Origin of the sequence: Rathayibacter sp. AY1B4 (assembly GCF_002932815.1) — a bacterium.
GTDB lineage: Bacteria > Actinomycetota > Actinomycetes > Actinomycetales > Microbacteriaceae > Rathayibacter.
In genome coordinates this window covers 24,282-47,759 of the sequence record NZ_PSWN01000019.1, presented here as the reverse complement: position 1 = coordinate 47,759, position 23,478 = coordinate 24,282, and the positions used below count along the sequence as shown (strand labels likewise).

Below are 23,478 nucleotides of genomic sequence, written 5' to 3'. Positions count from 1 at the left end.
GCCCTGTTTGACGGTGCGGGAGCCGCCGGTCACCATGGCCGCATGTCCTCTCTCGACGAGCTGCGCGCCACCGCGCATCCGATCCGCCTCCGCCTGCTGTCCCTGGTGACGGGAGCGGCGATGAGCGCCGCGGAGGCCGCCCGCGAGCTGCAGCTGTCGCAGGCGACGGCGAGCTACCACTTCCGCGTGCTGGAGCGCGCCGGGCTCGTGGCCGTCGTCGAGACCGTGCGCCTGCGGGGCGGCGAGGCGAAGCGGTACCGGCACGAGGCCTCCGGAAGGCCCTTCGACGTGACCGCGTCAGTGGACGCCGGGCCGGAGGAGGAGCGGGACCTGCACCTCGAGGCCCTGATCGAGGAGCTCCGGCGGCGCTCGTCGAGCCGGGCGGACGGTCCTCAGCTCTCGACGGACGCGGAGCTCTGGGTCGACCCCGAGGTCTGGCGGCGGGTGGTGCGGCACGTCGGGGAGGCGTCCGCCCTGCTGCACGCGGCGGCCCGGCCGCCGAGGACGCCCGGTACCGCGCCGGTGTCGATGACGACCGCGATGTTCCCGCTCCGCCGGCCGTGACCCGCGACGGGCGCGGGCCGCTGGCGCACGGTCCTCTTGCGCACGGCCCCTTCCGCTGGCTCCTCGCCGCCCGCACGACCGGCGTCCTCGGCAACGCCGTCGCTCCGATCGCCCTGGCCTTCGCCGTGCTGGACCTGACGGGCTCGCCGACGGACCTCGGACTCGTCGTCGCCGCGCGCTCCCTCGCCAACGTCGCCGTCCTGCTGCTCGGCGGCGTCCTCGCCGACCGGCTCCCCCGCTCCGTGATCCTCGTCGGCACCTCGCTCGCGGCAGCAGCCACTCAGGCCGCGGTCGCCGTGACGGTGATCACGGGGACGGCGACCGTCGCGGCCCTGGTCGTGCTCAGCGTGCTCAACGGCGCCGTCGCGGCGATGAGCCTGCCCGCCGCGGCCGCCCTCGTCCCCGAGACGGTGCCGGTCGGCGAGCTCCGCCCAGCCAACGCCCTGCTCCGCCTGGGCCTGAACGCCGGGAGCATCGTCGGCGCCTCGGGCGGGGCCGCGCTCGTCGCACTGGTGGGTCCCGGGTGGGGGCTGGCGGTCGACGCCGCGGGCTTCGCCCTGGCCGCGGTCCTCTACTCCCGTGTGCGGCTGCCGCGGACGGTCCGCTCGGGCCCGGGCGCCTCCGCCCTCGCCGACCTCCGCGAGGGGTGGCGGGAGTTCACGAGCCGGCGCTGGGTGTGGATCGTCGTGGCGCAGTTCACCGCCGTCAACGCCGCGTTCGTCGGCGCGACCACGGTCCTCGGCCCGGTCGTCGCCGACCGGTCCTTCGGCCGAGCGGCATGGGGACTCGTGATCGCCGCGCAGACCGTCGGCCTGGTGATCGGGGCCGTGATCGCGCTGCGCTGGCGGCCCCGCCGGGCGCTGGGGGCGGGCGTCGCCCTCATGGCGGTGACGGCCGTCCCGGTCGCCGCCCTCGGAGCCGTCCCGGCGCTCCCCGCCCTCCTCCTCGCCTTCGCCCTCGGCGGAGTCGCGCTCGAGATCTTCGCCATCGCCTGGGACCAGTCGCTGCAGACCCATGTCCCCCGCGAGGCGCTCGCCCGGGTCTACTCCTACGACATGGTCGGCTCCTTCCTCGCCGTGCCGCTCGGGGAGGCGCTCGTGGGCCCGCTCGCCGACCTCGTCGGGCTCGACCGCACCCTGCTCGGCTGCGCCGCGGTCGTCCTCGTCGCCTCGCTCCTCGCGGCCTCCAGCAGGAGCGTCCGCGGGGTGGGCACGGACCGTCCGCGGCCGGAGACGCTCTAGCGCGTCCCGGGAGGTGCGGGTGAGGGGACGAGCGGTCGGAGGTGCCGGAGGATCGCGGCCGCGACCGCCCCGGGGGCCTCGCGCTGCACGAAGTGGCCGACGCCGTCGAGCTCGATCAGCTCCCGGCCTGCGGAGAAGTACCGGCCGTTCGCCCGTGCGAGGGCGGGCGTCTCGCAGCCGTCGGCCGTCCCGAGGAGGAATGTCGTCGGCGCGTCGATGCGCGGCCAGGCGTCGAGGGCCTCCTGCGCGGCGCGGTACACGGCCCGGCCGGGCGCCTCCCCGGCGCCGTGCCGGTAGTAGTCGACGACCGTGTCGGCGAAGCCGCTGGTCGCCGTCGCCGCGAGGACCTCCTCCAGGGCCTCCGGCGGGAGGGAGCCCGGAGGCGACCACTCCCGCCAGGCCCAGGGGACGAGCTGCGCCGGGTCGCCCCGGAACGCCTCCGCTCCCGCGGCCGTGCAGAGCCAGTAGCGATACCAGGCCGCGGCGGCGTCGTCGAGGACCTCGCCGCCGCTCAGCTCGCTCGACGGTCCGTACGCGGTGGCGAGGGTGACCAGTGCGCCGACCCGCTCGGGCACGAGCGCCGCGACGGCGTGAGCGGTCCGCGCTCCCCAGTCGTGGCCGACGAGCACGACAGGCCCGAGGTCGAGCGCCTCGAGGAGATCGAGCAGGTCGGTGGCCAGCGCGGCCACCTGCCCGGACCGCGCCCCGGGGTCGACGACACGGGTCCGCCCGACCCCGCGCAGGAAGGGGCGCACCACCCGGAGCCCGGGGGGAAGCAGCTCCAGGACGCCGTCCCAGGTGGCGGGGACGTCGGGGAAGCCGTGCACGAGCACGAGCGGAGTGCCGTCCTCCGGTCCCTCGTCGAGGTAGTGGACGTCGGTGAAGCGCGTGGACAGGACGCGCGCACCCGTCCCCTCCTGCTCCGGCCCGTCCGAACGGGAGTGCCGCGGCCCGCTCACGGGCGGTAGAGGGAGTCGACGGAAACCTCGCGGCTCGAGCCGTCCCGGGTGGTGATCGTGACCGTGCCGGCGGGCCCGGCGGCGAGACCGTCGGACGAGGGCCACCAGGCGGTCCAGGAGCCGCCCTCGAGGGTCGCGACGACCGGCTCGACGCCGGCCTCGTTCAGCACCACCGATTCCACGTCCGCGCCCGCGAAGCCGACCGCGTAGATCAGAGCGGCGTCCCCCTCTCCGAAGGTTCCGGCCGAGCTGAGCTGGACGGCGTCCGCGGCGAGGGGGCCGGCCGGTGCGGCGTCCGCCATCTCCCACATCCCCGCGCCGTTCCCGGCGCTGAGGCAGTAGTAGAGGGAGTCGTCGAAGCGGTAGATCATCGAGGCGGCGTCGCCGCGCGCGTCGAGGTGCGAGACCTCCGCCGGCCCGGCCTCGCCGTTGGGGCTCTGCAGGTTCGTCGCACACCACTGCGTCGCCGACTGCCCGAGCTCGGAGCTCGGCAGGATGCGCTCGGGGATCGCGGTCCAGGAGGCGAGCACCGCGCGGCGCAGGGCCGGACCGCCATCGGACGGTCCGGTCGTGGGGACCGGAGTAGAGGTGGGTCCGAGGCTGGTCCCTTCCCGGAGGTGTGTGAACGGAGTGCGCTCCCGCGTCAGTCGGCGAAGATCGCGCCGACCGGCTCGCGCTTCTCGGCCTGGAAGCGGTCCTCGGCGCGGCCGAGAGCCCAGTAGGCCGAGAGCGAGAGCGCCCGGCGCTCCACGCCCCACTCGTCCTGCAGGAGGGCGCGCAGCTGCTTCATCGCGGTGCGCTCGCCGTGCGCGAAGACCTCGAGCACGCCCTCGGGCCTCGGCTCGGCCCGGACGGCCGCGACCAGCGCCCGGCCGGCCTCGAGACCGCCGCGGTGCAGCCAGCGCACCTCCACTCCGGCGGGAGCGGGAAGATCGAGCTCGTCGGCGGCCGAGTCGACCTCGATCAGGACCAGGCCGCGCGCGTGCGCGGGCATCCCCTCGAGGGCCGAGGCGATCGCCGGCAGAGCGGAGTCGTCGCCGAGCAGCAGGTGCACGGCCTCGGGGTCGGCGCTCGGCGACCAGGCGCCGCCGGGCGCGGAGAGCGCGATCCGGTCGCCGGGAGCCGCGGCGAGCGCCCACGGTCCCGCCACCCCTTCGTCGCCGTGCACGACGAAGTCGACGGCGATCGAGCGCCGCTCGAGGTCGACCGAGCGGACGGTGTAGGTGCGGCGCACGGGCAGCTGCTCGGGGGCGACGCTCGCCCGGAGCGCGTCGAGGTCGAAGGGCGGCTGGAGGTCGGAGCCGCGCGGCGGGAGCAGGAGCTTCACGTAGCGGTCGGTCGCGGCGAGGCGCTCGGGGTCGGACTCGGCGAGGAACGCGTCGAGCCCGTCGCCGCCGAGGTGCACGCGGACCAGGTGGCCGGTGAGGCGCTCGGTCCGCAGCACGGTGAGCACGTGCTGGCTGCGGGCGCGGCGCGGGCGGTCGGGGGACGGGGCGGCGTCGGTCATCCGTCCAGCATGCCCGGTCGTGCTCGGTGCGGGCCGAGTGCAGGCCGCCCGCGGGCGGGCGGGCGCCGAGGGGTCACGAACGGTCGCTTCGGGAGGGAGGAAGGGACCGCTCGTGACGCATCGGAGCAGGCCGAGGCGAGCCCGGGACGTCGCGGCGGCGCCGAGCGCGAGGCGGCGCGGGCGCGCGTGCGGACGAGCGGGCGTCGAGGGGTCACGAACGGCCGCTTCGGGAGGACGGAAGGAGCCGTTCGTGACGCATCGGAGCAGGCCGGGGCGAGGCCGGGGCATCGCGGCGGGGATCCGCGCGAGGCGGCGGCGCGGGCGCGCGTGCGGACGAGCGGGCGTCGAAGGGTCACGAACGGTCGCTTCGGGAGGACGGAAGGAGCCGTTCGCGACGCATCGGAGCAGGCCGGGACGTCGCGGCGGCGCCGAGCGCGAGGCGGCGGCGCGAGCGCGCGTGCGGACGAGCGGGCGTCGAAGGGTCACGAACGGTCGCTTCGGGAGGACGGAAGGAGCCGTTCGTGACGCATCGGAGCAGGCCGGGGGCACGGATGGGGCATCGCGGCGGGGATCCGCGCGAGGCGGCGGCGCGGGCGGGCGCTGATCCGTCGCTCACGGCCTGCGGAGGAGCGCAGGACGGGCCGTCCGCGACGGATCGGAGCGGGCCGGGCGCGACTGGGCGCCGCATGCGGAGCGAGCGCGGGCCTGCCGGAGGGCGCCGGGCGTCGATCCGTCACGAACGGCCCGTGCGGGAGGACGGAACGGGCCGTCAGCGACGGATCGGAGCGGGCGGCCGGAGGCCGGGCCGACGGAGCGGAGCGGACAGCAGCGCACGTCGGCGGAGCGGGCGGCGCCGCGGCCGGTCGGCGACGGGTGGGAGCGGGCGGCCGGAGGCCCTGGCCGGCGGAGGGGAGCAGACAGCAGCGCACGTCGGCGGAGCGGGCGGCGCCGCGGCCGACGGCCCGGCGGACGGCCCGGCGGACGGCCCAGCGGACGGCCGGTGGCGCGAGGTGCGCTCGCGCGGGGCGCGGCGGCGGGGGCGCGCCTACTCTCGCGGGATGACTGCGACGGCTCCGCGACTCCGGCACGACCGACTGGTCGCTCCCGACGTGCTGCGCGGAGTGGCGGTGGCTGCCATGCTCGTCGCGCACGCGATGCCGCTCGTGCCGAGCGCGCGCACGGGGGTCGTCGGGTTCCTGGCGTGGAACGTCAACGATCTCGCGTCGCCGCTGTTCGCGCTGGTGATGGGGATGTCGGCGGCCCTGGTGCTCGCGCGGCCCGGTGCCTCGCCCGGGCGGGTGCTGCTGCGGAACGCGATCCGCGGTGCGGTGCTCGTGGCACTCGGGGTCTGGCTCGAGACCTGGGGCAGCTGGATCGCGATCGTGCTGCAGTACCTCGGCGTCGTGCTCGTGCTCGGCACGCCGCTGCTGCTCCTCCGCTCCCGGATCATCGCCGCGCTGGCCGCTGTGCTCGCGCTCGCCGCCGGGCCCGCGAACGCCGCGGTCGCCGCCGCCGCACCCGGCTCTCCGCTCGCCCTCTGGCTCTTCACCGGGCCGAGCTACCGCGCGACCAACCTGCTCCCCTTCTTCCTCCTCGGAGCCCTGCTGCTGCGGCACGGCGCGCAGCGCGACCGGCTGCTGCCGATGCTCGCGGCGGTCGCGGTCGTCGCGTACCCGGTGCGGCCGCTGGTCGCGCTCCTGCTCGGCGTGGAGTCGCCCTCCGGCAGCCTCCCGGACACTCTGCACGACCTCGGGCTCGTGCTCCTGGCCTACGTCGCGGTGGTGCTGCTGACCTCGTCGCGCTCCCCCGCTGTCCAGCGGCTGCTGGTGCCGCTCCGGGCGATCGGCACGCTCGCGCTCTCGGTCTACGTGCTGCAGGTGGCGCTCGTCGCAGCGCTCGCGCGGGCGGGCCTCGGCTACTCCGCCGACACTCCGCTCGCCGCTCTCGCCCTGGTGCTCGGGCTGTGCACGGCCGCCGTGCTGTGGTGGCGGTTCCTCGGTGCGGGCCCCGTCGAGCGGCTGACGGCGCGGCTCACCGGGCTCGTGCCGCGCTGAGCCCCCGGCCGCCCGGGGCCGGCGGCGAGGACCTGAGCCCGCTGCGGCCCGCGGCGAGCTCGCCTGAGCTCGCAAGGTCCGCGGCGACCCCGGCTGATCCGCCGACACCCGGCAGCCCGCACACGAGCGCAGGCCGCCGGGCGTCCCCTCCCTCAGCGCGCGAGCGCCGACGCCTCCTTCGCGAGGGCCGGGCCGTGCGCCGCGAGCACCAGGTCGCGCACCGCGGTGGCCGGGAGCGACGCGGCTCCGGCCGGCAGCAGGTCCGCGTCCGAGGCCAGCACGAGCGGGGTGTCGGCCGACGAGGACGGCAGCCTCCCGTGCGTGCCGCGCACGAGCGACGCGTCCAGCGGCACCAGGTTCATCGCGTAGCGCAGCCCCAGCGCCTTCTTGGCGAGGTTGCCCGCCGCCTTCGCCTTCACCAGCGGGTCGGCCGGATCGAAGAAGAGCTCGGCCGGGTCGTAGCCGGGCTTGCGGTGGATGTCGACGCCGCGGGCGAAGTCGGGCGCGCGGTCGTCGTCGAGCCAGTAGTAGTAGGTGAACCACGCCCCCGGCCGGGCGACCACGACGAACTCGCCCGAGCGCTCGTGGTCGAGGCCGTAGCGGGCCTGCGCCTCCTGGTCGAGCACCTCGTCGACGCCGTCGAGCCCCTCGAGGATCGAGCGCACCCGCGGCAGGTCCGCCGCGTCCTGCACGTAGACGTGCGCGACCTGGTGGTCGGCGACGGCGAACGCGCGCGACGTCCACGGGTCCAGCTGCTCGCGGCCGTCCTGCACGTAGACCTCGAGCAGGCCCTCGCGGCGGAGCGCCCGGTTCACGTCGACCGGGGTGTCGGCGTCGGCGATCCCGTACTCGGCGACCACGATCACCGAGGCGCCCAGCGCCTCCGCGTCGTCGAGCAGCGGAGCGAGCACCACGTCGAGCTCCGACGCGGCCCGGCGCGCCTCGGGCGAGTCCGGTCCGAAGCGCTGGAGGTCGTAGTCGAGGTGCGGCAGGTACGCCGTGGTCAGCTCGGGCGGTCCGGACCCGTCTCCGGCCAGCACGTGCCGGGTCGCGTCGACCATCCACTGGGTCGAGCGGAGCGACGCGGTCGGCCCCCAGTACTGGAACAGCGGGAAGGCGCCGAAGCGCGAGACCAGCTCGTCGTGCAGCGCCGGCGGGCGCACGTAGGCGTCCGGCGACTTGCGGCCGTCGGCGTGGTAGATCGGGCGCGGAGTGACGGTGACGTCGGTCGACGCCCCCATCGCGTACCACCAGCCGATGTTGGCCGCGCGGTACGGCTCGCCGCTCAGCCGGCGCGCGGTCTCCCAGACCTTCTCCCCCGTGACCAGGCGGTTGTGCTGGCGCCACAGGTGCACCTCGCCGAGGTCGCGGAAGTACCAGCCGTTGCCGACGATCCCGTGCTGCGCGGGCATCGAGCCGGTGAGCATGGTCGACTGCACGCTGCAGGTGACCGCGGGCAGGACCGTGTCCAGCGGCAGGCGCCCGCCCCCGCGGGCCAGCCGCGAGAGGCGGGGCATGTCGGCGAGCGCCGTCGAGGTCAGCCCGACCACGTCGAGCAGCAGCACGGGCCTCACAGCGCCGCCGCCTGCGGGAGGAGGGGCGCCAGCAGCGCCTCTCGGGAGGCGGGCGTGAGCAGGTGCGCGGCCGCCCAGGCGAGCTCGGCGCCGATGCCCGTCGAGAGGTCGCTCGGGGCGTCGGCGAGCACCGACCAGGTGTAGGTCTCGACGTCGAGGTGGATCTCGTCGTACGGCCAGGCGGCGTCGACCGCCGAGACCGCCTCCGCCAGGACGGCCGTGGTCGCCGAGAGCGGCGCCTCCGGCCGGTGGTGCAGCGGCACGTGGAAGTGCACGCGCCACGGGCCGGTGCCGGGGAGCGTGTCCAGCGCCTCAGGCAGGTCGTCGACGCGGAGCACCCCGTCGATCCCGTTCTCGCGGGTCTGGTGCAGGTAGCGCTTCTCGACGAACGGCGTGAGCGCGGCGCGGCCCGAGGGGTCCTCCAGGTGGAGCGCGGCCGAGGCCTGCACCTTGACCACGCGCAGGCCCGCGTCGCGGATGCGGCGCACGGCCGAGACCGGGTCGGCGAAGGAGACGGCGAGGTGGCAGGTGTCGAGGCACACGCCCACGTACGCCGGGTCGACCACTCCGATGCGCGGGTGCAGCCAGTCGACGACGTCGTCCACGGTGTCGAGGATGCAGCCGGGCTCGGGCTCGATCGCCAGGCGGATCGCGTGGCCGGTGGAGCGGCGCAGGTCGCGCAGCTCCTCGACGAGCCGGGCGAGGTTCCGGCAGGCGGCCTCGTCCTGCTCCCGTCCCCAGCCCTCGCGCCAGCCCAGCGGCAGCGTCGAGATGCTGCCGTCGGCGCCGGCGGGCAGCAGGTCGGCCAGGATCCGCGCGCAGTCGATCGTGTACTGCAGGCGCTCCGGCGTGGTCCAGTCGGGGCGGTAGACGTCGAGCTTCACGACCTCGGCGTGGAACGCGGCGTACGGGAAGGCGTTGAGCGTGCGCACCTCGAGGCCGTTGCGCTGCAGGGCCGCGCGGAGGACGGCGCGGTCCTCGGCGCTGGCGACCAGGCGGGCCGCGAGGTCGCGCGGGATCCACAGGCCGACTCCGACCAGGGCGAGCCCGGCGGCCACGCGCGCGGGTCCGGCGTACACGTCGAGCTGGCGGACGACTCCGGCCAGGTCCTCGGCGGGATGGACGTTGGTGCAGTAGGAGAGGTGCATCACACGACCTCCGCCACGCGCGGCGCGCCCCGGAGCACGGAGTTGCCCTCGAAGGTGCGGCCGGCCGACTCCTGCACGTCGAAGCCCGCGACGGGCGAGAGGTCCAGGCGTCCGCTCTGCCCGTAGAACTCGACCGGGTTCTGCCAGAGCAGCCGGTCCACGTCGCCCGCGCTGAAGCCGGCGACGAGGAGGAGGCGGCCGGTCTTCGCGGTCGTGAGCGGGTCGGAGCGGCCCCAGTCGGCGGCGGAGTTGACCAGCACGCGGTCCAGCCCGATCCGCTCGACCAGCGTCACCAGGCGGGTCTCGTCCATCTTCGTGTCGGGGTAGATGGAGAAGCCCATCCAGCAGCCGGAGTCGCGGACCGCGTCGACGGTGACCTCGTTGAGGTGGTCGACGAGGACCCGCCCGGGCTCGAGCCCCGAGTCGGCGACGACCTCGAGGGTGCGGCGGGTGCCCGACTCCTTGTCGCGGTGCGGGGTGTGCACCATCGCGGGGAGGCCGTGCTCGCCGGCGAGCTCGAGCTGCTGGCGGAAGACCTGGTCCTCCTCGGGGGTGAGCGAGTCGTAGCCGGTCTCGCCGACCGCGACGACGCCGTCCTTGGCGAGGTAGCGGTCGAGCTCGGGCAGGACGGCCCGGCAGCGCGGGTCGTTCGCCTCCTTCGGGTTGAGCCCGATGGTGCAGTGGTGGCGGATGCCGAACTGCGCGGCGCGGAAGCGCTCCCAGCCGATCAGGGCGTCGAAGTAGTCCGTGAACGAGCCGACGTTCGTGCGCGGCTGGCCGAGCCAGAAGGAGGGTTCGACGACCGCGCGGACGCCGGCGTCGAACATCGCCTGGTAGTCGTCGGTGGTGCGGGAGGTCATGTGGATGTGCGGGTCGAAGATGCGCATCGTCGCGCCTTTCTCATCGGTGGTGGTGCCCCGCGGTCGGGGCGGCGTTCGGGGGCGGTCAGCTCGGCAGGAGCACCGCCAGATCGTCCGGGAGCGGGCGCCCGGCCGCGCGGCGCTCGTCGGCGAAGCGGCCGGCCATCGCGCGCAGCTCGGCGTCGCTGCGCTCCTCCAGCCCGGCGACCGCCGCGAGCGGGACGCCGAGGAAGACGAGCTTGAGCACCCCGTGCCGCCAGGCGTGCGCGTCGAGGTGGCGGCGGGCGAAGGAGCCCATCGCCGCGGCGACGAGCCGGGTGTCGTTGGCGCGCAGGGCGTCGGCGGTCAGCTCGAGGCCGGCGAGGGTCGTCGCCGGTCCCGGGTCGCCGAGGGCGTTCAGCCCGGCCAGCACTCCGCGGCGCTCGGCGCCGTCCCCGCCCCGGTAGAGGCGGAGGAGGAGAGCGGCCAGGTCGTCGTCGCCGAGCGCCTGCGCGGCGGCCTGCACCAGGGCGGCGCGGGCCGCGTCGTCGTGCGTGCCGTGGACGAGGCCGTGCGGGTCCTCGGCGGGCCGGAGCGGCTCGCGTCCGGCCTCGCGGCCCGCGGCGGGGAAGAAGCGCTCGATCCGCGTCGGGCGCTCGAGGACGGCGGCGCGGGCGGCCGCGGTCCACGGGTGCTCGGCGTGCGAGGAGGCGCCGCCGAGCGCCTCCTCCATCGCGGCGAGGCTCGCCACGGCCAGGCGGGGCGCGTCGTGCGAGTGCCGGGGCAGCTCGACGGCGGCGATCCCGCGGTAGCCGATCTCGGCGAGGGTCGCGAAGGCGGCCGCGAGGTCGAGCGATCCGGTGCCGAGCTCGAGGTGCTCGTGCCGCTCCGGGAGCATGTCGTCGACCTGCACGTTCAGCAGCAGGTCCCTGGCGCTGCGGAGGGCTCCGACCACGCCGTCCGGCTCCACCACGACGCAGTGGCCGAGGTCGACCGTCAGACCGACCGACTCCGGGTCGCCGAGCTCGCGGCGCAGCAGCAGCGCGTCGGCGACCGTCTCCACCAGCATCCCCGGCTCGGGCTCGACGGCCAGCCGCACGCCGTGGCGCTCGGCCGTCGCGACGACGCCGCGCATCCGCTCGACGAGCAGCCGCCAGGCCGCGGCCGCATCGGCGCCCGCCGGCACGACCCCCGACCAGAGGGAGACGGCGTCGGCGCCCAGCAGCGCGGCGATCTCGATCGCGCGCTCGAGGAAGCGGACGCGGGGGCCGGCCTCCTCGTCGACCAGCGTGGGGCGGTGCTTCGCGAACGGGTCGAGCAGGTACCGCGCGCCCGTCTCGACGACCACGCGCAGGCCCAGCTCGTCGAGCCGCGACCGGAGCGCCAGCGTCCGCTCGCGCCAGTCGGCCGCGAAGGGATCGAGGTGCGGGTGCCCGAGGGTGAGCGCGACGGCGCGGTACCCCGCGGCGTGGATCACCGTGAGCGCATCGTCGAGGGTGTGGTCGGCGAAGCCGTTGGTGCCGTAGCCGAGGACGGGTCCGGTGGCGCTCATGTGATGTCCGCCGTCCGCGGGCGGCGGAGCAGGAGGGAGCCGATCGCGTCGAGCGCGAGCAGCGCCGCCCCCAGCTCGGGACGCTTCAGACCGGCGAGCGCGGCCTGCAGCGGGATCATCCCGGTGATGCCCGCGCGGGTGGCCGTCCGCGCGGCCGCGGCCGTCGGCGTCCGCACGGACTGCAGCTGCGCGGTGAGCACGAGCAGGAGCCAGCGCCCGAGGCCCGCGGCGACGACCGCGGCGGGGGCGGCCCGGCGCTCGGCCAGAGCGCCGGCCGCGGTGGACAGCGCGATAGCCACGGTCCCGGCCGAGACCGCTCCCGCCGCGACCGGGGTGGTGCCGTGCACCTCGCCGCGCGAGAGCACGGTGACGCCGAGCGTGTGCCCGGCCACGGCGGCGGAGGCGGGGGCCGCCGCGCGCACGCCGTCGACGCCCGCGCCGAGCAGCACGTCGAGACCGCGGCAGGCCGCCATCACGACCGGGCCCAGCGGAGTCGGCTTCGCGAGCAGGTCGTACGACCAGATCCCGGCCGCGAGCGGCAGCGAGAGCGCGAGCGAGCGCCGCCCGTCCACGACGGCCGCCACGGCGATCCCCGCCGCGGTCAGCGCGGCCGCCGTGCCCAGCGCCGCCGAGCGCCGGATGCGCCCCGAGGGGATCGGCCGCTCGGGCCGCTCCCGGGCGTCGAGCTCGGCGTCCGCGTAGTCGTTGAGCGCCATGCCCGCCGAGTAGAGCAGCGCGGAGGACAGCGGGAGCGCGACCGTGCGCGCTCCCACTCCGCGGCCCGCCCACGCTCCGCCCGCGACGGTGTCGCCGATCACGGTCAGCGCGGCCTTCGCGCGGACGAGCTCGAGGTAGTCGCGCAGCTCAGCCATCGCTCCGCGTCCCGCTCGTCACCGGGGTGCGGCGCTCGGCGACGAGGGCGCCGGTGCGGGCGGACCAGGCCACCAGCTCCGCGGTCTGCTCGGCGAAGCCGTGCACGTCGCTGCCCCACGGGTCCTTGAAGAAGAAGCCGAGCTCGCCGACCGGGCCCGAGACGCCGGCCTCGTCCGCGAGCGCCAGCAGGCGGGCGAGGTCGAGGATCAGCGGCGCCGCGAGGGCCGAGTCGTACGCCGACCAGATCGTCTGCACCGTGATCCGCGAGCCGAGGAAGCCCTCCGCGTGCACGTGGTCCCAGGCGGTCTTGACGTCGCCGAGGTCCGGGACGTTGTCGATGTGGAGCGGAGTGACGACGTCGTCGCCGAGGAGGCTGCGGAGTCCGCGGTTCTTCGAGACGAGCTTCGAGCGCACCGCCTCCGGGTCGGCGAGGGTCTGCCCGTCGCCGCCGCCGAGGAGGTTCGCGCCCGCCCACGAGAGCACGCGCATCCCGCGCGCCGTGAACATCGGCGCGAGCACGCTGCGGAGCAGGGTCTCCCCCGTCTTGCCGTCCTGGCCGGCGATCGGGATCCCGGCCTCGGCGGCCCACTCCTCCAGGGCCGGCAGGGCCAGCGCGGTCGAGGGAGTGAAGCAGGCGTAGGCCGCGCCCGCGACGACGGCCGAGAGGGCGGCGATCGAGCTCGGCGGCAGGAGGCGCTCGCCCGGACGCGCCAGGGCGGCGCGCAGAGCGGCGAGGTCGTGGAACTCGGGACGGTCGGCCGGCAGCACCTCGGTCGAGGCGACGTCGATCACGACGACCCGGGCGAGGCCGTGGCGCTCGCGGAAGGCGACGATGTCGGCGGCCCGGCGGTCGATCTCCTCCTGCTGCGACGCGGCGTCGGAGGGGGCGAGGCGGATCTCGGCGTCGGTCGCGTCGATCCGGTCGGCCACCTCGGCGACGACCGAGGTCGGGAACATGCCGCCGGCCGCGAGGCCCGTGGCCTTCTCGAGCAGCGGGGTCGGCGAGACGTCGTGGCCGCCGATGACGATGTCGGCGAACCCGGCGAGCGGGACGTCCTCGAAGGCGGGGGTCGCGGTGGCGCAGCCCGAGCTGGGCGCGGCTCCGGCGGCGATGGCGTGCAGGCCCACGGCGGCCGTGGTGGCGACGCTGCCCCGGGCCCCGATCAGCCAGAGGCCGATGCGCCCGCTCGATCGGGGGGCGCCTGTGGTGGTGGTGTCGGACGAGGTCATCGTTCTCTCCTGTCTGGAAGGGCTGGCTGAGCGGCGATCGTCGGGGCGCACCCGGGCGATCGGAGTGGGGAGGGGCCGCGGCCGGGCGCGCGTCGCGCCTCCGGCCGGCCGTGTTGCGCAGGACCCGCACGCAGGGCCCGCCGAGATTGCGCGACCGTGCGTCGACTGGTTTCCTCAGGTGTGCTGTCCCCCGAACCCGTCCTCCGGGCCGAGAGAAGGAGCTGAGCGTGGCCGAGCGCGCGGGTACCGCGACCGGCGACATGCTGAGGCTGTTCGCCGACGGTCGGCCGCGCACCCGCGCCGAGCTGGTCGAGGAGACGGGCCTCGCGCGGACCGCGGTGATGACGCGCCTGGAGCAGTTCTTCGAGCTCGGACTGATCGCGCACCTCGACCGCGCTCCGTCGACCGGCGGCCGCCCGTCCGCGCGCCTCGTCTTCGACCCGGCCGTCCGCTCGCTCCTGGCCATCGACCTGGGCGCGGCGCACTCGACCATCGCGCTGACCGACTTCGACGGCCGCATCATCGCCGAGCGCCGCGAGGAGCTCGACATCGCGCAGGGCCCCGTGGCGGTGCTCGGGCACGCGCTCGACGTCTGCGACGGGATCCTCGCCGCGGCCGGGGTCGACCGCTCCGCCCTCGCGGGCATCGGGGTCGGCGTGCCCGGCCCGGTGGAGCACGCGAGCGGCCGCCCGGTGCGCCCGCCGATCATGCCCGGCTGGGACGGCTTCGACATCCCCGTCTTCGTGCATCGGCGCTACGACACCACGGTGCTCGTCGACAACGACGTGAACCTGCTGGCGCTCGGTGAGCGGGCCTCGCGCTTCCCGCACGCCCTCGACCTGATGTTCGTGAAGGTCGGCACCGGCATCGGCGCGGGCATCGTCTCGTCCGGGCTGCTCCAGCGCGGAGCCCTCGGCTCCGCGGGTGATCTCGGCCACGTCCAGGTGCCGCGCACGGCCCCGGCCGCGGCGGGCGGTCAGGAGGGGGACCTCGAGGCGGTCGCGGGCGGCTCCGCTCTGGCCGCCGGGCTCGCCCGGGCGGGCCGCGACGTGCAGTCGGTGCGCGAGCTGATCGACCTGCTGAAGGCGCGCGATCCCGAGGCCGTCGAGGCGGCGCGGATCGCGGGACTGCAGCTCGGCGAGGTGCTGGCCACCTGCGTGAGCCTGCTGAACCCCTCCGTCATCGTGCTGGGCGGCGCGGTCGCCCTCGCCAGCCCGGAGATCCTGACGGCCGTGCGCTCGGTGATCGACGAGCGCTCTCTCCCCCTCGCGACGCAGCGGCTCGACGTCGTGACCGCCGAGCTGGGCGGCAGCGGGGGCGTGCGCGGTGCCGCGCTGATGCTGCGCGGGCACCTGCTCAGCCCCGCCGTGGTGGACGGCTTCCTCGAGCAGCTGCGCGCCGAGGGGCGGGCGGTCCGCTAGAGCGGCGGCCGCGCGCCCGGAGGCGGCGGGCCGCGCCGGCGCGATCCCCCGCGGACCGCGTCGGCCGCACCCGGTCAGGAGCGGACCTCCGCGCGGTCGGCGTCCTCCGGCTGGGCGCCGAGAGCGGCGGCGACGGCGGCGTCGATGCGCGCCTGCTCCCCCGCGGCCCGGCGGCGGCGGCGGACGACGGTCAGCACGATGAGCCCGATGAGCAGGGCGAGGAGGAGCACGGCGCTCCACGGCACGGCCGCGGCCGAGGTCTCGGCGGTGGCGACCGGCACGTCGGGGACGACGACGGCGGAGTCGGCCTGTGCGGCCTGGTCGGCGGTGACGACGGTGCCCGAGAGCGCGGCGCGGGCGGTCGCGACGAAGAGCGGCCAGACTCCGGCGACGGTCACGGTGCGCGAGACGGAGGTTCCGGGGAGGAGCTCGGGCAGCGGCTCCGGGTCGGTCGCGGACACCGGCGCGAGGCCGAAGAGGCCGGCGACGCTGATCTCGGCGCCCGGCGCGATGCGGGTGTTGCCCGCGTTGGTCACGGTGTAGTCGACGGTCGCGGAGCCGGGGGCGAAGGGGTTCCAGCCGCCCTCGTACGAGACGGCGAGGCCGTCGATCGACAGGCGCGGGGCGAGCTCGCCGCCGACGCGGAGGTACATGCGCGAGCCCAGGCGCCGGTCGACCGAGACTCCGGTCTCGCCCTGCACCAGGATCGAGGAGACGACGCCCGCGGCGTAGTCGCCCGGGGTCACGTCCTCGGGGACGACGACCTCGAACGGGACCTGCACGCTCTCGCCGGCGGGCACGGTGACCTCGGGCTCGGGGAACGCGATCCAGCTGCCGAGCTGCGTCGAGGGCTCCGCGGCGGGGAGCAGGTCGAGCTGGCCGGCCTCGGTGATGAAGCCGTCGGAGCCGTAGACGCGGAACGTCTGCTCCTCGTCGTCGTAGTTGGAGACGATCAGGGCGTCGCTGAGGCGTCCGCCGGGATCGAGGGCGTACGCGTAGTTCGGCCGCTCGCTGCCCTGCTCGGTGTCGGCGGGGCGCACCCCCCAGGTGACCGGCGTGGAGGCGGGGTCCGCCTCCTGGGCACCCGCCTGAGCCGAGAGGCCGCCGGCTGCGAGGAGCGTCATCAGCAGCAGGGCGGCGGTGGTGCGGGAGGTGCGTGGCATGAGCGACATCGATCAGGCTTCCGTTGCAAGGGGGGGATGCCTCCCCGCGGGACGCCGCTCCGGTGCGCGGCACGCCGAGCGGGGCGGACCGGAGTGGCGTCTCGCGGGGAGACGGGGGGAGGGTGGGGCGGCCCGGAGGCCGCCCCACCGGTGCTAGCCGAGCGCGGTGAGCGTCAGCGTCGCGGTGTAGGTGCCGGTTCCGACCGAGAGCGGGAGCTTCAGGTCGAGGTCGGCGCCCAGGACCGAGGATCCGGTCGGGTGCTGCGCCGCGGCGGAGCCGAGGACGCGGGGCGTGGCGAGGCCGTTGCCCGAGTCGAACCCGGAGGGGACGGCTGCGCCCGCGACGGCACCGCCGGTGTTCTCCAGGACCTCGGGGGTCCAGCCGAGGTGCTTGCCCGAGAACGTCTTCTCGCCGGAGCGGAAGTCGCTCAGCTGGCCGGTGACCGACCAGGCCGGGCCGTTGAGGCGGGTGTCGGTCACGCGGACCGGCACGAGCTCACCGGAGGCGGCGAAGTGGTCGCCCTGCTCCTCGGCGACGCCGAGGTTCACCAGGTTGCTGGTGCCCTCGAGCGTCCAGGTCAGCTCGCCCTTGTTGGCCTCGGGGACGATGACGGCCACGGCCTGGTCGCCGGCCGCCGCAGCGCCCGCCGCCGTTCCCGTGAAGGTGCCGTCGACTCCGGCGGCGGTGTTGCCCGCGCCGAAGTTGACCGCCGGCGCGTTGTCGGTGAGCGCGATGCGCCCGCCGACCGTCGAGCCCGCGAGCTGGACGTTGCCGGAGTTGCCCGAGAGCGTGAGGTTCCCGCCCACCGTGTTGCCGAGGGCCGAGGCCGAGCCGTCCTCGTTCGCGCCCAGGAGGACGCCGCGCGAGGAGCCGGTGACGGCGAGCGAGCCGCCGACGATGGCGCCCTGCACGTTCACGCCGAAGTCGCTGCCGGCGAAGGTGGCGTCGCCGCCGACGCTGGTGCGGTCGACGTCGACGTAGTTCGCCGCGTCGGTGCTGACCGAGCCGTCGACCGAGAGGTCGCTGAACTCGACGTCGATCCCGCCGGCCTCGACCATGCCGCCGACCGTGAGGTCGCGCAGGTAGAGGAAGCCGTTGCGGCTGCCGTCCGAGAACGACACGACGTCTCCGCCGACGCTGGTGCCGTCGATCGAGATGCCGTACGCGTCGGTGCCGATGACGTCGCCGCCGATGGTCGCCGAGGTGGCGTCCAGCCAGGCGTCGTCGCCGACGATGACGTTGCCGGTGACGGTCACGTTGCCGAGCACGCAGGTCTGGCCCGCGCCGACGTTGAGGTCTCCGGTGATCGTCTGGTTCCCGAGCTCGGTGGTGCAGTCCGTCGTCGCCGCGAAGGCGGACGGTGCGGCGACCATCGCGAGGGAGGCGGCCGCGAGGACCGCCGTGGGCGTCTTCCACTTCATGGGGGTTCTCCTCGGTGCGCTCGTGCGCGTCGTGCTGGTGGTGGTGCTGTCGGTGCGGCGCGCGCGGCGCGGGGTGCGCTCAGCCACGGAGCGCAGCGATCGCGGAGTAGCTGCGGGAAGCGGCCTCGAGGGAGTTCCCCGTGCTCGGCGGCGTCGCCAGCGTGGGAGCGGTGTCCTGCTCCCAGACGCCGAAGCGCTGGCCGCGGTCGCGCAGCTCCGAGAGGAACGCCTGGTAGGGCAGGTTGCCCGCGCCGAACTCGACGATGTCGTAGCCGTTGGTGTTGGCGTTGTTCGTCTTGCCGTCCTTGAGGTGCAGGATCGGGTAGCGGCGCGGGTTGCGCTTGATGTAGTCGAGCGGCTCGAAGCCCGGGTAGAGCTTCTTGCCGACGTACGCCCAGTAGACGTCCATCTCGAGGTACACGTGACGCGGGTCGGTGTTGTCGTAGAAGAGGTCGTACAGGCGGGTCTTGGGGTCGTCCGTGGCGAACCCGAACTCACCGGCGTGGTTGTGCTGGTAGAGCTTCATGCCCGCGGCCGAGACCTGCTGGCCCCACTTGTTCCACTCCTCCGCCGCGGCGAGGTAGCCCGCCTTGGTGTTGACGTTGGTGGGCGCGTTGCCGGTGCCGAGGTGCGGCGTGCCGAGGATCTGCGCGATCTCGATCTGCTTGCCCAGCTCCGAGCGGAGGAGGTTGGTGCCGACGTGCGAGCCGACGGCGCGGAGGCCGTTGTCGTCGAGCAGCTGGCGGATCTGCTGCGGGGTGATCGCCCCGACGTTGCCCTGGGTGTACCCGGCGAACTCGATCTCGCTGTAGCCGATGCGGCCGAGCTCCTCGAAGACGGCCCGGAAGCCGAGCGACGAGACCTTGTCGCGGACGCTGAAGAGCTGGATGCCGATGCGGTTGATCGGGACCAGGCGCGTGGATCCGGACGAGGGCGCGGGGGCGGCCGTCGCGGGCGCCGCGAGGGCTCCCGCTCCGACGCCGACCGCGACGGTCGATGCGGCCAGGGCCGTCATCAGCGAGCGCCGGCTCATCGGCTTGGCCGTGATGGATGCGTGGTGGTGGTGCATCATTTCTCCTTCGAAATGGCAGATGGTGCAGGGGGTGGGGGGCCGGCCGGCCCGGTCGAGCCGGCCGGCCCCTGCGCGGGGGCTACTGCTGGACGGTGAGGTTCAGCAGCGCCGACGCGGCGTTGGTGTCCGCCGTGGCGGTGTGGGTGACGGTCAGCTTGTAGCTGCCCGCCGCGAGCTTCGGGAGCGTCACCACGACGTGCCCGTTCTCGTCGAGGGTCCCGGTGAGCATCGCGACGGTGGAGAGGTTCCTCTTCACCATCACGCTCACCTGACCGGTGCCGGCGACACCCGTCGAGGACTTCGCGTCGACCGTGACCTGCGCGCTGGCGCCCGGCTTGACCGGGTTGGGCGAGACGGTCGCGGTGAGCTCCGAGGCGGCCTTCGAGACGATCAGGCGGGCGGTGCCCTCAGAGGCCTTGAAGGTGGCGTCCGAGCCGTACGCCGCACGGAGGGTGTGGGTGCCGGCGCCGAGGGTCTTCGGCAGGGCGAAGGTCGCCTTGCCGTCCTTCAGCGTCGCGCGGCCCAGCTCGGTGGCGCCCTCGTAGAGGACGACCTCTCCGCCGGGGTTCCCACCCTGACCGGTGACCGTGACGGTCGCCTCGCCGGGTGCCCCGAAGGTCACGCGGGGAGCCGAGAGCGCCACGGTGGTGGTCGACGCGGCGGTCGGGGCGTTCGCCGCGGCCAGGTCGATCGTGAACTTCACCGTGCCGACCGCCGAGACGTTGCCGCCGGTGTCGGTGGCGCGGTACTGGATCGTCCGGGCGCCGTTCGTGGTGAACGGGACCGTGTACGCGCCGTTGACGGCGCGGACCGTGGTCCACGTCGTGCCGTTGTCGGCGGAGTACTGGACGGTGGAGATCGCTCCGTTGTCCGTGGCGGTGAGGCCGAGGGTCACGGGCTTGTTGTAGACGCCGCCGACGCCCGCAGGCGCTGCCGGGTCGAGGGTCGCCGCGACGGTCGGAGCCGTCTTGTCACCGGCGCCGGCACCCTGGAAGGTGAGGGAGTCGAGCGACAGGCCGCTGGGCGAGGTCACGTAGAGCGAGCCGGTGCCGCGGGGGACGTTGGTGCCGAAGGGGACGAGGACGTCCTTCCAGCCGGCTCCCGCGGGGATGGTCGCCGTTCCGAAGGGCGCTGCGTCGGCAGCGTTCCAGCGGAGGTCGACGGTGCCCTCACCGGTGGCGCGGACCACGACGCCGGTCAGGTTGGCGAAGTTCACCGGGTCCCAGCGCAGGAAGGATCCCGCACCGAGTCCGCTGACGGCGTTGCCGCCGCTGGCGGTGGTGTCCGCGTAGGGCAGGACGCCCTCACGGGCGGCGTGCTCCGCCTCCTGCGTCTTCGGGTTCAGCCGCAGCGTCGCCTCGGCCGCAGCCGGGGGCAGGCCGTTGAAGCCGCCGTCCGTGTAGGTCACGACGACGGTGCCGTACAGCAGCGCGCCGGGGCCGTGCTCGGGCGAGTCCTTGGACGTCGGGAACGCTCCCTTGGCACCGGTGCCGGTGACCTCGGGGTGGGCGTGCTCGTCGTGGCCGAGGCCGTAGGTCCAGCCCACGCGGCTGCTGACGATCTGGTCGCCGTCCTCAGCGTCCTTGCCGGTCACCTGGTAGGGGATCGCGTCGCCCCAGCTGAAGAACGAGCCGTTGCCGGGCGTCTGGATCTGGATCTGCGGCGCCTGGTTGCCGACCGAGATGACCCGCGAGGTCAGGCTGAACTTGCCCTTGGCGTCGGTGACGCGCAGACGGGCCGTGAACTGTCCGAGCTCGGTGTAGGTCTTCTTGACGGTCACTCCGGTGGCGTCGAAGGTGCCGTCGCCGTCGAAGTCCCAGTCGTAGGTGAGCGCGTCGCCCTCGGGGTCGGTCGATCCCTTGGCGTCGAACGTGACCTCGAGCGGGGTCTGCGAGGCGGACAGGGGGGTCGCGGTGAAGCGGGCCTGCGGCGCCTTGTTGCCCTCGGCGTAGTCGATCCGGTACAGGCCCGCGTCGGGGTTGGCGCGGAAGAATCCGTCGCCGTACTCGATCACGTACATCGACCCGTCGGGGCCGAACTCCATGTCCATCGGGTTGTCGTGGATCGGCTGCGCGGCCTGGCTGAGCGCCGCGTTGGGGAGGAAGTCCTCGATGTGCGTGACCGCGCGGTCCTCATCGAGCGTGAACGCCGCGATGTAGTCCTGCGAGAACTCGCCGAAGAAGGTCTTCTTGTCCCAGTACTCCGGGAACTTCGACGTCGAGGTGTTGTCCGCGTCGAAGTGGTACACCGGTCCGCCCATGGGGCCCTGGCCGGTGCTGGTCCCGAAGTTGACGAGCTCGTCGAACGGCTGGTCGCCGGGGTTGTCGCCGTAGTAGACGGTCGCCGCCTTGGCGTCCGGGATGTCGACGAGGCCGGTGTTCCAGCGCGAGTTGTTCTTCAGGTTCTCCGGGTCGAAGAAGCCGCGGGGCGTCGACGTCTCGAAGTTCCACTCGTTGTATGGCGCGTTCGGTCCGTGGACGTAGGGCCAGCCGGAGTTGTGCGGCTCGTCCAGTCCGGTCGCATTCCACTCGACGAGGCCCATCGGGCCGCGGACGCCGTCGGCCGCAGCGGCCTTCGTGGCGTCGGGGCCGTAGTCGCCCCAGGAGAGGGTGTTCGTCTCGGCGTCGACGTCGATCTTGAACGGGTTGCGGACGCCCATCACGAAGATCTCGGGGCGGGTCTTCTCGGTTCCCACCGGGAAGAGGTTGCCGTCGGGGATCGTGTACGAGCCGTCCTCCTGCACGGTGATCCGGAGGATCTTGCCGCGGAGGTCGTTCGTGTTGCCGGCGCCGCGACGCGAGTCGAAGCCCGGGTTCATGCGGGGCGCGTCGTTGTTCGGCGCGAAGCCCGCGGCACCCGGAGCGCTCGCCGGCGTGTTGTCGCCGGTGGAGAGGTACAGGTTGCCGTCGGCGTCCCAGTCGAAGTCGGCACCCACGTGGCAGCACTGCCCGCGCTGGGTCTCGATGTCGATGATCTTCTGCTCGCTCGCGAGGTCGAGGCCCGAGCCGGTCCACTTGAACCGGGAGAGGCGGTTGATGCCCTTCCACTGGTCCCAGTAGCTGTCGGTCGCGCCCTCGGGCAGCATGTTCGGAGCCGCGCCGGTCGGGGTGTTCCCGGGGGGCGCGTAGACGAGGTAGACCCACTTGTTCTCGGCGAAGTCGGGGTCGATGCCGACGGACTGCAGTCCGTCCTCCGAGTTCTGGTACACGGGGATCGTGTTGACGACACGGGTGGTGCCGGTCTTGGGGTCGGTGTGGCGGATCTCGCCGTTCCGAGCGGTGTGGAGGACCGACTTGTCCGGGAGGACGGCCAGGTCGAGGGGCTCGCCGACGTTCTTCGTCAGCAGGACCTTCTCGTAGTTGCTCCAGTCGAGAGCGGATGCTCCGCCCTCGGAACCGTGGTCCACTCCGTCGTGGGCCGAGGCGGGCAGGCCGAGGGCGGTGAGTCCGGAGACCGTCACCATCCCGGCGATGCCGAGTGCGAGAAGACGCCTGATGCTTCTTCTCGAGGATCGCTTACCATTCATGCGTGATGTGATTCCTTCAATGAGGTGTTCATCGCAGAGGCCGGGTCCGTCGCTGTCCGCACGACTGAGCGGATCCGGTCTCCTCCTGTCCGGCCCTGGGGCCGGTGTCTTGCACTCCTCCTCCTCTCGCGGATGCCGGTGGCGCTGCGCGGCGGGTCGTCAGTGATCCCGGGGCGGCGCCGAGGTGGGGGTCGGCGCGGGATGGTTCCCGCGCCGACCCGGGCTGGTGGGGCCGATCAGGACTCGAAAGCCGAGGGCAGGTACTCGGAGACGTTGTCCTTGGTGACGACCGGCGCGAAGAGCTGGATCTGGCGCGGGACGCCGAGCGAGCTGGTGTCGGCCATCGACTTGTTCTGCTCGACGAGGCGGGCGAGCTTGATGCCGTCCGCGGCCTGGGTCGAGGGGTAGACGACCGTGGCCTTGACGACGGAGTCGTCGGCCTCGATCGCGCGCATCACGTTGGCCGATCCGGCGCCGCCGACGAAGAGGAACTCGTCGCGTCCGGCGGTGTCGATCGCCGCGAGGACGCCGACGCCCTGGTCGTCGTCGTGGTTCCAGATGGCGTCGATCTTCGGCGCGGCCTGGAGGAGGTTGGCCGCGGCCTGCTCTCCGCCCTGGACGGTGAAGTCGGCGGCGACGCGGTTGTCCACGTCGAGTCCGCAGCCCTCGAGCGCGTCCGAGAAGCCCTGGCTGCGCTCCTGGGTCAGCGGGAGGGAGTCGATGCCGGCGATCTCGGCGACGACGGCGTCGGGGTTGTCGCCGAGCTCCTCGCAGATGTAGGTGCCGGCGCTGACGCCCATGCCGTAGTTGTCGCCGAGGATGGTCGACCGGGCGGCGAAGGGGCTGGAGAACTCGCGGTCCACGTTGATGACGGTGATGCCCGCCTCCATCGCCTGGGTGGCGACCTGCGTGAGCGCCGCTCCGTCGATCGGCAGGAGCACGATCGCGTCGACGCCGTCGTTGATGAAGGTCTCGACCTGGCTGATCTGGAGGTTGACGTCGTTGGTGCCCTCCGCGGTGCGGAGCTCCACGTCGTCGTACTTCTCGGCCTCGGCGATGGCGGCGCGGCTGACCGCGCCCATCCAGCCGTGGTCGGCGGCGGGAGCGGTGAAGCCGATGACGACGTTGTCGCCGGAGGCGTCGTTGTCCGAGGCGGCCACGGCGGCGGCGGTCCCGCCGGAGGCGGCGTTGCCGGTCTCGACCGGGGCGTTCGAGATGCAGCCGGTGAGCATCAGCGCGACGGCGCCGAAGGCGACGCCGGCCGAGCCGAGTCGGGCGGTGCGGGAGAGGCGGCTGCGGGTGAAGGGGCGTGCGGGCATGGAAGTGATCTCCT

Annotated in this window: 18 protein-coding genes; 4 read left to right on the top strand and 14 right to left on the bottom strand. The window is 74.4% G+C overall.

Going from position 1 to position 23,478, the window contains the following annotated elements:
* The first annotated feature begins 42 nt into the window (after positions 1 to 42).
* Both C5D66_RS12610 and C5D66_RS12605 read left to right on the top strand, forming a co-directional pair.
* Positions 43 to 564, top strand: coding sequence for a helix-turn-helix domain-containing protein (locus C5D66_RS12610; RefSeq protein ID WP_104222473.1), 522 nt, complete (start codon positions 43 to 45; stop codon positions 562 to 564).
* Positions 561 to 1,805, top strand: coding sequence for an MFS transporter (locus C5D66_RS12605; protein WP_258061263.1), 1,245 nt, complete (start codon positions 561 to 563; stop codon positions 1,803 to 1,805). The genes C5D66_RS12610 and C5D66_RS12605 overlap by 4 nt, the downstream gene beginning before the upstream one ends.
* On the opposite strand, the gene C5D66_RS12600 is transcribed toward C5D66_RS12605, so the two are convergent.
* The 3 genes from C5D66_RS12600 to C5D66_RS12595 all read right to left on the bottom strand — a co-directional run bounded on the left by C5D66_RS12600 (position 1,802) and on the right by C5D66_RS12595 (position 4,271).
* Entirely contained in the window at positions 1,802 to 2,764 is a 963-nt protein-coding gene (locus C5D66_RS12600; RefSeq protein ID WP_181028739.1) for an alpha/beta fold hydrolase, read from the bottom strand. The genes C5D66_RS12605 and C5D66_RS12600 overlap by 4 nt on opposite strands.
* A complete protein-coding gene (locus C5D66_RS17215; protein WP_181028738.1) occupies positions 2,761 to 3,294 on the bottom strand; it encodes a hypothetical protein in 534 nt (177 codons plus the stop codon). Before C5D66_RS17215 ends, C5D66_RS12600 begins: the two co-directional genes overlap by 4 nt.
* A gap of 113 nt (positions 3,295 to 3,407) precedes the next feature.
* A complete protein-coding gene (locus C5D66_RS12595; RefSeq protein WP_104255864.1) occupies positions 3,408 to 4,271 on the bottom strand; it encodes a siderophore-interacting protein in 864 nt (287 codons plus the stop codon).
* Between the two features lie 1,058 nt (positions 4,272 to 5,329).
* On the opposite strand from C5D66_RS12595, the gene C5D66_RS17210 reads away from it, so the two are divergent.
* On the top strand, positions 5,330 to 6,325 hold the full coding sequence (locus C5D66_RS17210) for a DUF418 domain-containing protein (RefSeq protein ID WP_104255863.1): 996 nt from the start codon (positions 5,330 to 5,332) through the stop codon (positions 6,323 to 6,325).
* 152 nt (positions 6,326 to 6,477) lie between these two features.
* Here the strand turns inward: C5D66_RS17210 and C5D66_RS12585 are convergent, their stop codons facing one another.
* Genes C5D66_RS12585 through C5D66_RS12560 form a run of 6 tightly spaced genes read right to left on the bottom strand, consistent with a single transcriptional unit; the run spans position 6,478 to position 13,541 of the window.
* The gene (locus C5D66_RS12585; RefSeq protein ID WP_104255862.1) at positions 6,478 to 7,899 is read right to left on the bottom strand and encodes an alkaline phosphatase family protein; all 1,422 of its coding nucleotides are present in this window, start codon (positions 7,897 to 7,899) and stop codon (positions 6,478 to 6,480) included.
* Positions 7,896 to 9,047 (bottom strand): metabolite traffic protein EboE, encoded by a 1,152-nt coding sequence (gene eboE, locus C5D66_RS12580; protein WP_104222467.1) that lies wholly within the window; start codon positions 9,045 to 9,047, stop codon positions 7,896 to 7,898. The genes C5D66_RS12585 and eboE overlap by 4 nt, the downstream gene beginning before the upstream one ends.
* Entirely contained in the window at positions 9,047 to 9,934 is an 888-nt protein-coding gene (locus tag C5D66_RS12575; RefSeq protein ID WP_104222466.1) for a TatD family hydrolase, read from the bottom strand. Before C5D66_RS12575 ends, eboE begins: the two co-directional genes overlap by 1 nt.
* Before the next feature lie 58 nt (positions 9,935 to 9,992).
* Positions 9,993 to 11,438: an EboA domain-containing protein gene (locus tag C5D66_RS17510; RefSeq protein ID WP_104255861.1), complete on the bottom strand. Its 1,446-nt coding sequence runs from the start codon at positions 11,436 to 11,438 to the stop codon at positions 9,993 to 9,995.
* Positions 11,435 to 12,310, bottom strand: coding sequence for an SCO3242 family prenyltransferase (locus C5D66_RS12565; RefSeq protein WP_219814217.1), 876 nt, complete (start codon positions 12,308 to 12,310; stop codon positions 11,435 to 11,437). Before C5D66_RS12565 ends, C5D66_RS17510 begins: the two co-directional genes overlap by 4 nt.
* Positions 12,303 to 13,541, bottom strand: a complete 1,239-nt coding sequence (locus C5D66_RS12560; RefSeq protein WP_104226602.1) for an inositol-3-phosphate synthase — start codon at positions 13,539 to 13,541, stop codon at positions 12,303 to 12,305. The genes C5D66_RS12565 and C5D66_RS12560 overlap by 8 nt, the downstream gene beginning before the upstream one ends.
* 227 nt (positions 13,542 to 13,768) lie before the next feature.
* On the opposite strand from C5D66_RS12560, the gene C5D66_RS12555 reads away from it, so the two are divergent.
* Positions 13,769 to 14,962: an ROK family protein gene (locus C5D66_RS12555; RefSeq protein ID WP_258061262.1), complete on the top strand. Its 1,194-nt coding sequence runs from the start codon at positions 13,769 to 13,771 to the stop codon at positions 14,960 to 14,962.
* Between the two features lie 74 nt (positions 14,963 to 15,036).
* On the opposite strand, the gene C5D66_RS12550 is transcribed toward C5D66_RS12555, so the two are convergent.
* From C5D66_RS12550 to C5D66_RS12530, 5 genes are all read right to left on the bottom strand, one after another.
* A complete protein-coding gene (locus tag C5D66_RS12550) occupies positions 15,037 to 16,125 on the bottom strand; it encodes a hypothetical protein (protein ID WP_146079258.1) in 1,089 nt (362 codons plus the stop codon).
* Positions 16,126 to 16,278: 153 nt separating this feature from the next.
* Complete coding sequence (locus C5D66_RS12545; RefSeq protein ID WP_104255859.1) at positions 16,279 to 17,547, bottom strand: hypothetical protein; 1,269 nt, start codon at positions 17,545 to 17,547, stop codon at positions 16,279 to 16,281.
* A 79-nt stretch (positions 17,548 to 17,626) separates the two neighbouring features.
* Positions 17,627 to 18,616 (bottom strand): sugar phosphate isomerase/epimerase, encoded by a 990-nt coding sequence (locus C5D66_RS12540; protein WP_219813837.1) that lies wholly within the window; start codon positions 18,614 to 18,616, stop codon positions 17,627 to 17,629.
* Between the two features lie 82 nt (positions 18,617 to 18,698).
* Positions 18,699 to 22,145, bottom strand: coding sequence for a PQQ-dependent sugar dehydrogenase (locus C5D66_RS12535; RefSeq protein WP_146084335.1), 3,447 nt, complete (start codon positions 22,143 to 22,145; stop codon positions 18,699 to 18,701).
* A 236-nt stretch (positions 22,146 to 22,381) separates the two neighbouring features.
* Complete coding sequence (locus C5D66_RS12530) at positions 22,382 to 23,464, bottom strand: substrate-binding domain-containing protein (RefSeq protein ID WP_104222461.1); 1,083 nt, start codon at positions 23,462 to 23,464, stop codon at positions 22,382 to 22,384.
* Positions 23,465 to 23,478 lie beyond the last annotated feature (14 nt).